Here is a 13160-nt window from a genome sequence, read left to right as displayed (position 1 = left end):
CGCGCGGGGACCGTCAGGCGCAGTCGAACCGCGCGTCCGCCCAGTCGCCGTGGTCGCCGCTCTTGGAGCCGTTGGTGTCGGTGACCCTCAGGTGCACATGGCGTGCCCCGGTCAGGTCGACGTCGACGGGCACGGTCGCCGAGGCGCCCGTCAGCTTGGGCGAGGTCCACAGCACCTCGCCGTCCGCTTCGACGGAGAAGGCGACCTCGCCGTAGCCGTCGATCTCGTCGTCGATGCCGACCTGGGCGGTGAAGGCGGAGCAACGGCCGCCGAGGTAGACCTCGATGTCGGAGTCGGCGTGGGCGCCGATGCCCTTCTCGTAGGTCGTGCCCGCCAGGGTGAGGGGGTGTCCGTCGCCGGCGGCGGACTCGCCGTTGGAGCGGTCGCGTTCGGGCGGCCCCCAGCCGTTGCCGGCCTTCAGCCAGACCAGGTCGCTCGCCCATGCCGAGGCGGTCGGCGGCTCGGGCATCACCCCGACGGCGAACCGCTGGGTCGCCGTGCGGTCCACCCCGGCCGCCCGGTGGCGGACGGTCGCGGTGAGCGTGGCCTCGCCCGGTGCGGCGTCCCGGGCGGGGGTGACGGCGACCTCGACGCGGCGGGTGGTGCCGGCCGGGATGCGCGCGATCCGGGCGGCCGGGGTGACCTGCCAGCCGGCCGGGGCGGTGAGGCCGACCTCGACGCCGAGAGCGTCCCGGCTGCCGGCGGTGACGTCGACGGCGACGGTGCCGGGCGTGCCCGCCCCCAGCTCCTGGCCGACGGCGGCGGCGACGGCCGCCGGGGCGCCGGCGACGGCTCCGCCGACGGCGCTGGTGCCGGTCAGCAGCAGGGTGAAGGCGCGGTCGGTGCGCTGGGCGGTGGTCTTGACCCGCACCACGCCGCCGCGGTCGTCCCGGTCGTACCACCAGCCCTGGTCGGCGGCCTCGAAGGCGGCCTTCGAGGTGAGCGCCGGCAGCGCGCGTCCGCCCAGGGTGACTCCGCTGGGGGCGTCGCCGGTGTGGACGGTGAAGGCGTACGGGCGGGCGGTGGCCTTGCCGGTGTAGGAGCCCTCGCTGGCGCCGACGCGCACGGTCACGTCGCCCGCGCCGCGGAGCGGGGCCCTGACGTCGGCGCGCTGGGTGGCGTACCGACCGCCGCGGTGCTCACGGGTGACGCCGTCGTCCTCGTACAGGGTGAAGGACGAGTTGCCCTGCGGGTAGACGTCCCAGGCCAGCTGGGAGCCGGGGGTGCGCTGGGTGTAGGAGCGGATGCCGCCGGGCCACATGGGGACGGTGGCGCCGGCCCGGACGAACAGCGGCAGGGTGTCGAGCGGGGCGCTGTAGTCGTCGAGGGTCATCGGGCCCTCGTAGACGCGCCCGTTCCAGTAGTCGATCCAGGTGCCCTTGGGCAGATAGATACCGTCGCGCTCCACCGCGTCCTTGTAGACGGGCGCGACGAGGAAGTCCTGGCCGCTGAGGAACTCGTACTTGGCGGCGTCCGAGGCGGCCACCGGGTCGTCCGGGTACTCCAGGGCGAGCGGCCGGGCGAGGCCGACTCCGGTGCGGGTGGCCTGGTAGGCGCCGGAGTAGATGTAGGGCAGCAGTGCCTCGTGGAGCTTGAGGGAGGCCCGGTTGATCGAGGTGTACGGCTCGCCGTACCGGTAGGGCTGCTTGTCCATGGCGGCCCAGCCGTCCATGGTCATGGTGACCGGCAGGAACATCTTCCACTGGAGGTCACGGGTGTACGTCTTGGCGCTGCCGCCGAAGATGCCGTCGACGTCGCCGGTGGTGTAGGCGAGCCCGGACATGGAGGCGCCGGCGTAGGTGGGGATCTGCCAGCGGATGTACTCCCAGCTGCCGGACTGGTCGCCGGACCACTGGACCCCGCAGCGCTGGGCGCCGGACCAGCTCTCGGGGGCCCAGGTGAAGCCCCGGGCGTCGCTGTTGGCCTCGATGCCGGCGTAGGCGCCCTTGCAGCCGTCGAGGGCGAACTTGTAGCCGTCGCCGACCCAGGCGACGTCCAGCTTGGCGACCCGCTGGCCGGCCTTCACCTGGTCGGCGAGCTTGTCGATGCCGTCCTCGGTCCACAGGCCGAGCTGCATGCCGCGGTCGTGGAGGCCCTGGGCGGTCTCGGCGAGGTTCTCGTAGCCGCAGCCGTAGCCGTCGTTGACGAGCATCCAGCCGTTGGGCATGTCGTTTCGGACGTAGCCGTCGGCGATCTTCAGGGAGTCGAGGGTGTGCCGTTCGCCGCGGTTGGCGTTGTGGAGGTAGCAGTCGGAGTCGCCGATCTCCAGGCCGTAGACCGGGGGCAGGAACGGCTTTCCGGTGAGCCGGGTGTACTGCCCGATGACGTCCTTGACGGCGCCGGGTCCGTTGCCGCCGGCGAAGTAGTAGGCGTCGAAGCGCTGTTCGCGGGCGGTGGTGGTGACGGGCTCGCCGAAGACGTAGGTGTTGGGGGCGTAGGTGTTGCGGTAGACGCCGTAGCCGGCGGAGGAGAGGTAGAACGGGACGGAGTTGGGGTGGCCGCCGTCGTTCCAGTTGTAGTCGACGCCGACCTCGACGGTCTTGCCGCGGTGGGAGGTGTTGCCGCGGCCGTTCTGCATGCCGGCGCCGTAGAACTGCTCGTCGGCACCGCGGGCCAGGGTCTGGGTGGTGCGGTCCTGGTTCCAGGTGAGGCCCTGGGTCTCGGACCACAGGGGGGTGCCGTCGGCGCGGACGGCGGCGAAACGCAGCGGGGCCTTGAAGGCGCGCAGGGTCACCCGGGCGGTGCTGAGCTCGTAGCGGTCGCCGAGGTCGGCCCAGCGGGTGGCGGGCGGCGGGCCCTGCGGCAGGACGATGTCCTGGCCGGTGGGGTCGGTGAACTTGCCGTCGGGGGCCAGCTCGATCCGGAAGGTGTCCTCGGAGACGAAGCTGACCCGGGCCTCCGCGCGGCCGGCGGTCAGCCGGTAGACGGCTCCGTCGGCGGCGAAGGCGGTCAGGTCGCCGACCGTGGTGTCGGTGGCGACGGCGTTCCGGGTCGGGGCGGTGCTGCCTGTGGGCGCGGCCGCCGCGCTGCCGCCGGGTACGGCGAAGACGGCGAGCAGGCCGATCAGTGCACCGGCGACTGCAGCTCTCATGCTCATTGATGATTGCATGGGGCTTGTTTAGCGCAGATTCGAGCAGTGCGACAGGACAAAAAGGAACCGCCCCCGGACTTCACGAAGAAGCCCAAGGGCGGCCGGTGGTACGGGAGTCGGCGCTCCTGACTACAGGGCGACGCCGAGCAGCGCGTCGACGGCGCGGGAGACGAGCCCGGGGGCGGACTCGTCGGTGCCGCCCTCGGCCTCCTGCAGAGCGGCCCAGCGGTCGACCGCGGCGAGCGCGGTCGGGGCGTCCAGGTCGTCGGAGAGCGCCTCGCGGAGCTCCTCGACGAGGGCGTCGGCGGACGGTCCGTCGGGGCGCGAGACGGCGGCGCGCCAACGGCCGAGGCGCGCGACGGCGTCCTGCAGGACCTGGTCGGTCCACTCCCAGTCGGCGCGGTAGTGGTGCGAGAGCAGGGCGAGCCGGATGGCGGCCGGGTCGACGCCGTCCCTGCGCAGCTTGGAGACGAAGACCAGGTTGCCCTTGGACTTGGACATCTTCTCGCCGTCCAGGGCGACCATGCCGGCGTGCACGTACGCCTTGGCCATGGGGAACTCGCCGGTGAGGCTCTGGGCGTGGGAGGCACCCATCTCGTGGTGCGGGAAGATCAGGTCGGAGCCGCCGCCCTGCACGTCGAAGCCCATGCCCAGGTGGTCGAGGGCGATGGCGACGCACTCGATGTGCCAGCCGGGGCGGCCGGGGCCGAGGCTGGCGCCGTCCCAGCTCGGCTCGCCCTCGCGGGCGGCCATCCACAGCATCGGGTCCAGCGGGTTCTTCTTGCCCGGGCGGTCGGGGTCGCCGCCGCGCTCGGCGGACAGGTGGCGCATCAGCTCGGTGTCGTAGTTCGACACCTGACCGAAGTGCGGGTCGGCCTCGACCGAGAAGTAGATGTCGCCCTCGAGCTCGTAGGCGGCACCGGAGTCCCGCAGCTGCTCGACGAGCGGGACGATGCCCGGTATCGCCTCGACGGCGCCGACGTAGTCCTGCGGGGGCAGCATGCGCAGGGCGGTCATGTCCTCGCGGAACAGGGCGGTCTCGCGCTCGGCGAGCCCGACCCAGTCGACGCCGTCCCGGATCGCCCGCTCGAGCAGCGGGTCGTCCACGTCGGTCACGTTCTGGACGTAGTGAACCTGCCGCTTGGTGTCGAGCCACACGCGCTGAACGAGGTCGAACGCGTTGTAGGTCGCCGCGTGACCCATGTGGGTCGCGTCGTACGGCGTGATGCCGCAGACGTAGATGCGGGCGACGGGGCCGGGGGCGAGGGTGACTCGTCCGCCGGTCGCGGTGTCGTGAATCCGGAGGTCGCGGCCCTTGCCGGGCAGGGCGGGGACCTCAGAAGCGGGCCAGGCATGCATGTCCTGAGCGTAACCGGACAGCTGTTCCGGATACGAACCGCATCCGGGATCTTGACCGATTAGGCGGTCTTGCGGGACGGACACGTCCATGCATACCCCCTGGGGGTCTCACCCCGTCGGCCGACCTGGCCGAAAAGCGTCGGACGGCCGTCGGATGTCACACGGGCGGCCAGGGGATCGCCGGCCACTGCCCGGACGGTACGGGGTGCCGCCCGGTCCTGCGCAGCCCGGCCACCCGCTCCCGCAGGGCGTCCACCTCGGGGCCGGTGAGCAGGGCGGCGAGCCGTTCGGCCAATGGAGTGCCCGGGGCGAGCTGCCCGTCGAGCCGGTCGAGGACGGCCGCGGCCTCCTCGGTGAGCTCCTCCCCCGCCCAGCCCCACAGCAGGGTGCGCAGCTTGTCGTCCACGTGGAAGGAGACGCCGTGGTCGATCCCGTAGAGCCGTCCGTCCGGCGCGGGCAGCAGATGCCCGCCCTTGCGGTCGCCGTTGTTGATGACGGCGTCCAGGACGGCCATCCGGCGCAGCTGGGGGGTGTCGGCGTGGACGAGCAGCGCGGTGCGGTCCTCGGCGACCTGGGCGGGCCCCACGGCCTTCCACCCCTCGCCGGCCTCCTCGTCGTCGACCAGGGCGAGCAGCGCGGCCGAGGGGTCGGCCTCGACCCAGAGCTGGACCATCCCCTCGCCGTACGGCCCGTCGCGCAGCACCGTCGGCGGCACCAGGCCCCAGCCGGTGGCCTCGGAGAGCTCGTAGGCGGCGACCTCGCGCCGGGCGAGGTTGCCGTCGGGGAAGTCCCAGAGCGGGCGCTCCCCCATGACCGGCTTGTAGACGCAGTCCGCCTGCTCGCCCTCGTACGCGACGGAGCAGAAGAGCACGGCGTTGGAGGCCTCGCGGACCTGGCCGCGGACGGTCAGCTCCCCCCGGGTGAGCAGGTCGACGACGGCGGGGGTCCGGTCACCGCTCATGCTCCGCGCCGGTATCCGTTCTGGCGCGGGCAGACGTGGCCCTCGGGGTCCAGCGGCAGGCTGCACAGCGGGCACGGCGGGCGACCGGCGTTGACGACGTCCAGGGCCCGCTTGGCGAAGGCCCTGGCCATGGCGCCGGTGAGCCGCACGCGGAGCATCGGCGGGCCGTTCTCCTCGTCCTGGAGCAGCCGCTCCTCGGCCGCGGCGAGGTCCTCCTCGGAGTCCGCGTCGAGCTCGACGAGCGCCTGCGCCTCGACGATCATGCGCTGCTCCTCGCCGTCCCAGGCGAGCGCCATGGTGCCGACCCGGAACTCCTCCTCGACGGGGGTGTCCAGCGGGGCGGTGTCGGCGATCTCGGCCGGGGCGACCGCGGGGACGGGCGCGTTTCCCCCGGTGCGGCGGACGACCTCGTCGAGGAGTTCGTCGATGCGCTCGGCGAGGGCCGCGACCTGGGTCTTCTCCAGGGCGACGCTGGTGACCCGGCCGGCCGCTGACGCCTGGAGGAAGAACGTACGGCGGCCAGGCAGCCCGACCGTGCCGGCCACGAAACGCTCCGGTGGGTCGTAGAGGAACACCTGACGGGACACGTTCCGGACTCCCTTGGGTCTCGACTGTGGTGCTGGCGTGGGCTGGTGTGCCACCGCGCGGTGTGGCCGCGGCGGCGCGTCCACCCTACTGCGCGGAAGGATCACGGTGCGCCCGCACCGCCCCCCACCTCCGCCGCCCCGCTGTCGCCGGGGGTCTCGCGCGGGGCGAGCGCGGCGAGGTCGCCGGTGTCGCCGAGGCGAACCAGGAAGGGGCGCAGACGGGTGTAGCGGATGACGGTGAGGGAACAGGGGTCGACGTGAATGCGCTGGAAGAGGTCGAGGTGGAGGCCGAGGGCGTCGGCCACGACCGACTTGATGATGTCGCCGTGCGAGCACATCGCGTAGACGGCGTCCTCGCCGTGCTCGGCCTCGATCCGGGCGTTCCAGTCGCGTACGGCGTCCACGGCACGGGACTGCATGGCCCGCATGGACTCGCCGCCGGGGAAGGCGGCGGCCGAGGCGTGCGCCTGGACGACCTCCATGAGCGGCTCGTCGGCGAGTTCGGCGAGCTTGCGGCCCGACCAGTCGCCGTAGTCGCACTCGCTGATCCGCTCCTCGGTGTGCAGCGCGAGGCCGGGGCGGGCGTCGAGCAGCGGGCGCACGGTCTCCCGGCAGCGCTGCAGCGGGCTGGAGACGACGGCGGCGAGCGGCACGCCGGCGAGGCGCCCGGGCAGCGCGGCGGCCTGCTCCGAGCCGCGTTCGTCGAGGGCGACCCCGGGCATCCGCCCGGCGAGCACCCCGGAGGTGTTGGCGGTGGAACGTCCGTGCCGGACGAGGATCAGCGTGGCCATGTCGGCCAGCCTAGGCGACAATACGGTCCGTGATCGTGGACTCAGCCATCTACCGGGACGGGCGCAGGACGGACGGACCCGCCGATCTGTCCGACGCGCTGGACGAGGCGCGGGCGACCGGTGACGCCTTCCTGTGGGTCGGCCTGCACGAACCGACGGAGGCGGAGTTCGCGCACGTCTCCTCGGAGTTCGCGCTGCACCCGCTGGCCGTGGAGGACGCCCTGAAGGCGCACCAGCGCCCCAAGCTGGAGGTCTACGACGACTCGCTCTTCGTGGTGCTCAAGCCGGTCGTGTACGAGCCGGAGAGCGACCGGGTCACCTCGGACGAGCTGATGGTGTTCATCGGCGACTCCTTCGTGGTGACCGTGCGGCACGGCGAGGGCGCCCCGCTGGCGGCCGTCCGCAGGCGTCTGGAGGCGGAGCCGGAGGTGCTCAAGCACGGTCCGACCGCGGTGCTGTACGCGGTCGGCGACGCCGTCGTGGACCACTACCTCGACGTCGCCGGCGAGCTCCAGGTCGACCTGGAGGAGCTGGAGGCCGACGTCTTCGCGCCCTCGGGCGGCGGCAGCCCGGCGCGGACGGCCGAGCGGATCTACACGGCCAAGCGGCAGGTCCTGGAGTTCCGCCGGGCGTCCGTCCCGCTGTCCGGGCCGATGGCCCGCCTCGCGACGGGCGGCCAGGTGCCCTTCGTGCACGACAAGGCGGTGCCGTTCTTCCGGGACGTCAACGACCACCTGCTGCGCGCCAACGAGCAGGTCGAGGGGCTCGACCGGCTGCTTTCGGACGTTCTGTCGGCGCATCTGGCGCAGATGGGCGTGCGGCAGAACGACGACATGCGGAAGATCTCCGCCTGGGCGGCGATGGCCGCGGTGCCCACGATGGTCGCGGGCATCTACGGGATGAACTTCGAGCACATGCCGGAGCTGCACTGGGTGTGGTCGTACCCGGCCGTGATCCTGCTGATGGCGGGGATCGTGGCGGGGCTCTACCGGCTGTTCAAGCGGCGCGGCTGGATGTGAGCCGGCGGGCGGGACCGCGGCCGGTTCAGAAGGCGGGGACCGGTGTCGCGGGGCCGCCCAGGGCGTTGCGGCGCTCCGGCATCCTGAGGTCGACCATCTTGTGCCAGCCGGCGGCCCGCTCGTACGCGTACACGCCGTGGATGCCGGCGGCGAGCGTGGCGGCCTTGGCCTTCGGCCAGCGCAGGATGCGGCCCATGTGCCGCATCACGGCGAGGCTCACGTCCCGGTAGACCTGGATCTCGGCGAGCGCGGACTCGCGCAGGGTGCTCTGGATGAGCCTGCCGTGGCCCTCGTAGTTGAGCCTGAGCAGCTCCTCGTGGCAGTAGGCGAGGTGGTTGTCCTCGTCGTTGCAGATCATCCTGATCGCCTTGCCGAGCTCCGGGTCGTCCCCGAAGTACCTGACGAGCAGCTGCATCTGGGCCGCCGCGCGTTCCTCGGTGACCCGGCTGTGCGCCAGGTAGACGACGATGTCCCGTTCGGTGAGGGGCTCGTCGCGGCGCAGCTTGTCGTGGGCGAGGCCGATGCCACGGCGTTCGAGCAGCATCGTGTAGTCGGTGTCGGGCGGCACGGGCACGGGGTCGAGGCCGCGCTTCTTCATCAACGCGTTGAAGATGCGCCCGTGCTTGTCCTCGTCGGCGCCGTGCCGGGTGATCTTGGGGGCCAGGTCGCGCATCCCGGGGGCGACGAGGGCCGCGATACGCGCGTTCTCCCAGCCTCCCTGGGACTCGCCGCTGGCGGCGATGGAGCAGAAGAGCTGGAAGGACTCGTCGTCGTCGATGATTTCCTGGAACAGGCTCTTGGCCGTGAGCATGGCTGCCACCTCCGTGGAGTCCGAGTCAAGTGGGACACGCACGGTCGGGCAACAGGAGGCCGCGGGCACTGGGCCGAAAGGCGTACGCGCGAGGTGTCGCGCGGCGCGTAACCCCGGGCGCGCCCGCGCGTTGTGCTGCGTGACGGCCGTGGCGGGGAAGACCCCCGAGCCCCCACCACGGCCGCAGACTTCCTCCGCTACGCGAGCCCGGCCCGCTCCAGCGCCTCCACGCCGGCCCTGAGGGCCGCGAGCCGCTCGTCGAGGGTGAAGCCGGCCGGGGCGAGGGTCAGGGTGGTGACCCCGGCGGCGGCGTAGGCCTTCATCCGGTCGGCGATCCGGTCGACGGAGCCGAGCAGGGTCGTCTGGTCGATCAGCTGGCGCGGTACGGCCGCGGCGGCGCCGGCCTTGTCGCCGGCCAGGTACTTGTCCTGGATCTCGGCGGCCGCCTTCTCGTAGCCCATCCGCTGGGCGAGCTGGTTGTAGAAGTTCTGCTTGCGGCTGCCCATGCCGCCGACGTACAGCGCGGTGTACGGGCGGAAGATGTCGGCCAGGGCGTCGATGTCGTCGCCGAGGGCGAGCGGCAGGGTCGGGTGGACGTCGAAGCCCTCCATCGTCAGCCCGGCCTTCTCGCGGCCCGCGCGCAGGTGGCGCAGGGCCGTGTCCTCCAGGTGCTCGGCGGCCGGGAAGATCAGCAGGGCGCCGTCGGCGATCTCGCCGGTCTGCTCCAGGTTCTTCGGGCCGATGGCCGCGATGTAGAGCGGGATGTGCGGGCGGGTCGGGTGCACGGTGAGCTTGATCGGCTTGCCCGGGCCGTCGGGCAGCGGCAGCGTCCAGTGCTCGCCCTCGTAGGTGAGGCGCTCGCGGGACATGGCCCGGCGGACGATCTCCACGTACTCGCGGGTGCGGGCGAGCGGCTTGTCGAACTTGACGCCGTACCAGCCCTCGGAGACCTGGGGTCCGGAGACGCCGAGGCCGAGCCGGAAGCGTCCGCCGGAGAGGGAGTCGAGGGTGGCGGCGGTCATCGCCGTCATCGCGGGCTGGCGGGCCGGGATCTGCATGATCGCCGAACCGACGTCGATCCGCTCCGTCTTGGCCGCGACCCACGAGAGCACGGTGGGCGCGTCGGAGCCGTAGGCCTCCGCCGCCCAGCACACGTCGTAGCCGAGGCGGTCCGCCTCCTGGGCCACGGCGAGGTTGTCGCCGTCCATGCCCGCGCCCCAGTAGCCGAGGTTGATGCCGAGCCGCATGCCACGTACCCCTTACCCATCGGTAACGTCCCTGTGACCGGGACTCTAGCGCGCACCCCCGCCCTTCGTCAGGAGGCGGCGGGGCACCGCTCGGACGGCGGCGGGGCCCCACCTGTGGACAGCTTGTCCACAGGCTCTCTCCCCGTGGTGCCATGGCCAGTACTCTCGCGGCCATGGAGCAGAGGCATCTCGGACGTACCGGCCTGCGCGTGTCCCGGCTCGGGCTCGGCACCCTCACCTGGGGCAGGGACACCGACGAGCACGACGCCGCCGAGCAGTTGAAGACGTTCTGGGACGCGGGCGGCACGCTCGTCGACACCGCGGACGTGTACGGGGGCGGCGAGGCCGAGTACCTGCTCGGGCGGTTGCTCGACGGCCTGGTGCCCCGCCGGGACCTGGTCATCTCGACCAAGGCCGGCAGCGTCCCCGACCCGGACCGGCGCACGGACGGCTCGCGCGGGCACCTGCTCGCCGCGCTCGACGCCTCCCTCGCGCGGCTCGGCACGGACCACGTGGACCTGTGGCAGCTGCACGCCTACGACCCCTGCACCCCGCTGGAGGAGTCGCTGCACGCCCTCGACATCGCGGTGCGCAGCGGCCGGGCGCGCTATGTCGGCGTCGCGGACTTCTGCGGCTGGCAGCTCGCCAAGGCCGGCACCTGGCAGCTGAGCGGGGACCGGACCCGGCTCGCCGGGACGCAGATGGAGTACTCGCTGCTCCAGCGGGGCGTCGAGCGGGAGGTGCTGCCGGCCGCCCTCGACCTCGGCATCGGGCTGCTGCCCTCCTCCCCCCTGGGCCGCGGAGTGCTCACGGGGAAGTACCGGCACGGCACCCCGGCGGACTCGCGCGGCGGATCGGAGGCGCTGGCGCCGTTCGTGGAGCCGTATCTGGACGAGGCGGCGAGCCGGATCGTCGACGCGGTCGCGACGGCGGCCGACGGACTCGCGGCCACCCCGCTCCAGGTGGCCCTCGCCTGGGTGCGCGACCGCCCGGGAGTGACCGCCCCGATCATCGGCGCGCGCAACGCGCAGCAGCTCACGGCCGCGTTGTCAGTGGAGAGCCTTAGTCTTCCTGACGAGATCTTCCGGGCCCTCGACGATGTGTCGGCGCCCGTGCACCACTATCCGGATCACGACTGGAGCACCTTGTGACCGAGCCTTCCGGGGAGACCCCGCCCGAGGCAGCCGCGCCCGCCGCCGACGCCGCCGACTCGCCCGCGCCGGAGCCGGAGACCGCCGGCGAGGCCGCGACGGAGGCCGGGGACGAGGGGCTGCGGGAGCCGGGACAGGACGACGCGGCCACGGGCGGGGCCGGGACCGAGGCCGCCGCCACTCCCGAGTTGTCCGAGGCGCAGGCCGAGCTGGCCGCGCAGCGCGAGCTGCGGGCCCGGATCGAGCAGCGCAAGGCCGAGCGGGAGGCGCCCGTGGAGGCGGGCGGCAAGCTCAGCGGGACGGCAGCCGATCTCCTCGCGGCGGTACGGGCGGTGGAGAGCGGCGCGAAGCCCGTCACGTCCTTCCGCCCCGAGGTGCCCGCGCCCGCCCGGCCCGCGCCGGCCGCCGCACCGGAGCGGACGGTGCGCCCGCCGGCGCCCACCGCCCCCGTGGTGACCGAGGAGACCACCTCCTCGGTGCGCCAGGTGCTCGCCCGCGGCGGGGCGCCCGAGGCGCTCGCCGGCCAGGTCGCGGCCGTGCTCGGCGAGGGCGCCGCCCGTGCCCTGGCGGACGACCCCTGGCAGCTGCTCGCGGTGCCGGGGGTGCGCCCCGAGCAGGCGGACGGCTTCGCGCGGGCGCTGCTCGGCGCCGGGTGCGGGCCCGGGGACGAGCGGCGGGCGGTGGCGCTGACCGCCTGGCTGCTGGAGCAGGCCGCGGTCAAGGGGCACACCGCCCTGGAGATCGGCACCGTGCGCGACGGCCTCGCCAAGCTGTCGGTCCCCGAGCCGGACAAGGCGGTGGAGCTCGCGATCTCCGAGGCGGCGGTCCTGGTCTTCCAGGAGGAGGACGACGAGGCCGCGGGCGAGGAGGACGGGGACGAGACCGGCGAGGGCGCTGGGCCGGCGGCGCGCGAGGAGCGGCCGCCGGCGCCCGTGCTGCTGGGCCTCGAGCGGTACGCGCTGGCGGAGGAGAGCCTCGCCGACGGGCTCGCCCGGCTGATCCGGACGGTCGAGGCGGCCGACTGGGAGGGCCCCGAGCTGGTCCGCGCGGCCGGCGCGCACGGCCTCGTGCTGCACACCGGCGGCGAGGCGGCCCGCGCCGAGCCCGCCGCCCTCGCCGACGCGGCCCGTGAGCGGGGCCTGCGGGCCGCCCTCGCGGCACACACCCCCCGGGCCGGGGCGGTGACGGTGGCCGCGCTGCTCTCCGGTGCGGCCGGACCCGGCCGCGACGAGGAGGGCACCCTCGCCCTGGACCTGCTGGTCGTCCTGGACGCGCCGCAGCTCGACGTCGAGACCGCGGCGCTGCTCGTGGAGGCGCTCCCGGACGGCTGCCGGCTGGTCCTGGCGGGCGACCCCCATGTCCTCGGATCCGCCGGCCCCGGCCGGGTCTTCGCGGACCTGCTCGCGGCCCGGATCGCCCCGCAGATCGCCTCTCGGGTGCCGGACCCCGGCCCGATCGGCGAGCTCGTCTCGGGCATCGGCGTCGGCGAGCTGAACCAGGTGGAGGCCCCCGGCAAGGAGGTCGTGATCGTCCCGGTCCGGGACGCCGGCGAGGCGGTGCACCGCACGGTGCAGCTCGTCGCCGACTCGATCCCGCGCGCCCTGGGCCTGCCCGCCGACCGGACGCAGGTCATCACGGTCGGCCACGGCGGCGCCGCGGGCACCCGCGCCCTGAACGCGGCCCTCAAGCAGCGTCTGAACCCGGGCCCCGGCCGCTTCGGGGGCTACGACCCGGGCGACCGCGTCGCCCACTCCCCCGCGCCGGGCCGGACCGTGCCGGGCACGGTGGTCTCGGCCGACGCCGAGGGCCTCCACCTGGACTGCGGCGGCGAGCCGGTCGTCGTGCCGAAGGAGCGGGTCGAGTCCGCGCTGCGGCACGGCTGGGCGCTCACCGCGCACCAGGCCGCCGGGGCGCGCTGGCCCGCCGCGGTCGTGGTGCTGCCCGGGGACGCGGCGGCGGGCCTCAGCCGGGCCTGGGTGTACACGGCCTTCGGCCGGGCCGAGCGGCATCTGTCGGTCGTCCACGGCGTGGACCAGGCCCTGCCGCGCGCGGTGGCCGAGGGCCGGGACCCGGAGCGCACGACCCGGCTGCGCCCGCTGATCGAAGCCCTGCTCCAGGACGACGAGGCGTAGCCCGGGGCACG

The 13160-nt window shown here is 73.9% G+C and carries 10 protein-coding genes; 3 read left to right on the top strand and 7 right to left on the bottom strand.

All coding sequences use genetic code 11. From position 1 onward, the window contains the following. Window positions 1–13: 13 nt before the first annotated feature. The 5 genes from ACH414_RS24865 to ACH414_RS24845 form a co-directional block, all read right to left on the bottom strand. Window positions 14–3109, bottom strand: coding sequence for an NPCBM/NEW2 domain-containing protein (locus ACH414_RS24865; protein ID WP_398943390.1), 3096 nt, complete (start codon window positions 3107–3109; stop codon window positions 14–16). Between the two features lie 111 nt (window positions 3110–3220). Beyond that, the gene (gene mshC / locus ACH414_RS24860) at window positions 3221–4450 is read right to left on the bottom strand and encodes a cysteine--1-D-myo-inosityl 2-amino-2-deoxy-alpha-D-glucopyranoside ligase (protein WP_398943388.1); all 1230 of its coding nucleotides are present in this window, start codon (window positions 4448–4450) and stop codon (window positions 3221–3223) included. Window positions 4451–4607: 157 nt separating this feature from the next. Further along, complete coding sequence (locus tag ACH414_RS24855) at window positions 4608–5411, bottom strand: SCO1664 family protein (RefSeq protein WP_382546230.1); 804 nt, start codon at window positions 5409–5411, stop codon at window positions 4608–4610. Beyond that, entirely contained in the window at window positions 5408–5998 is a 591-nt protein-coding gene (locus tag ACH414_RS24850; RefSeq protein WP_382546233.1) for a DUF3090 domain-containing protein, read from the bottom strand. The genes ACH414_RS24855 and ACH414_RS24850 overlap by 4 nt, the downstream gene beginning before the upstream one ends. 101 nt (window positions 5999–6099) lie before the next feature. After that, window positions 6100–6789, bottom strand: a complete 690-nt coding sequence (locus ACH414_RS24845; RefSeq protein ID WP_382546235.1) for a histidine phosphatase family protein — start codon at window positions 6787–6789, stop codon at window positions 6100–6102. Window positions 6790–6809: 20 nt separating this feature from the next. On the opposite strand from ACH414_RS24845, the gene corA reads away from it, so the two are divergent. Beyond that, complete coding sequence (corA, locus tag ACH414_RS24840; protein ID WP_382546619.1) at window positions 6810–7808, top strand: magnesium/cobalt transporter CorA; 999 nt, start codon at window positions 6810–6812, stop codon at window positions 7806–7808. A gap of 25 nt (window positions 7809–7833) precedes the next feature. Here corA and ACH414_RS24835 read toward each other — a convergent pair whose 3' ends face one another. Together ACH414_RS24835 and ACH414_RS24830 are read right to left on the bottom strand one after the other, a co-directional pair. Next, complete coding sequence (locus tag ACH414_RS24835; RefSeq protein WP_382546238.1) at window positions 7834–8619, bottom strand: ferritin-like domain-containing protein; 786 nt, start codon at window positions 8617–8619, stop codon at window positions 7834–7836. 197 nt (window positions 8620–8816) lie between these two features. Beyond that, entirely contained in the window at window positions 8817–9866 is a 1050-nt protein-coding gene (locus tag ACH414_RS24830; RefSeq protein WP_386566470.1) for an LLM class F420-dependent oxidoreductase, read from the bottom strand. Between the two features lie 173 nt (window positions 9867–10039). Here ACH414_RS24830 and ACH414_RS24825 point away from each other — a divergent pair, with 173 nt between their 5' ends. Both ACH414_RS24825 and ACH414_RS24820 read left to right on the top strand, forming a co-directional pair. After that, complete coding sequence (locus ACH414_RS24825; protein WP_382546242.1) at window positions 10040–11017, top strand: aldo/keto reductase; 978 nt, start codon at window positions 10040–10042, stop codon at window positions 11015–11017. Then, window positions 11014–13149: a helix-hairpin-helix domain-containing protein gene (locus ACH414_RS24820; protein WP_398943385.1), complete on the top strand. Its 2136-nt coding sequence runs from the start codon at window positions 11014–11016 to the stop codon at window positions 13147–13149. The genes ACH414_RS24825 and ACH414_RS24820 overlap by 4 nt, the downstream gene beginning before the upstream one ends. Window positions 13150–13160: the final 11 nt, after the last annotated feature.

Origin of the sequence: Streptomyces sp. NPDC020422 (assembly GCF_044386705.1) — a bacterium.
GTDB lineage: Bacteria > Actinomycetota > Actinomycetes > Streptomycetales > Streptomycetaceae > Streptomyces.
The sequence above is the reverse complement of the archived record's forward strand: the minus strand, read 5'-3'. Positions and strand labels throughout refer to the sequence as shown.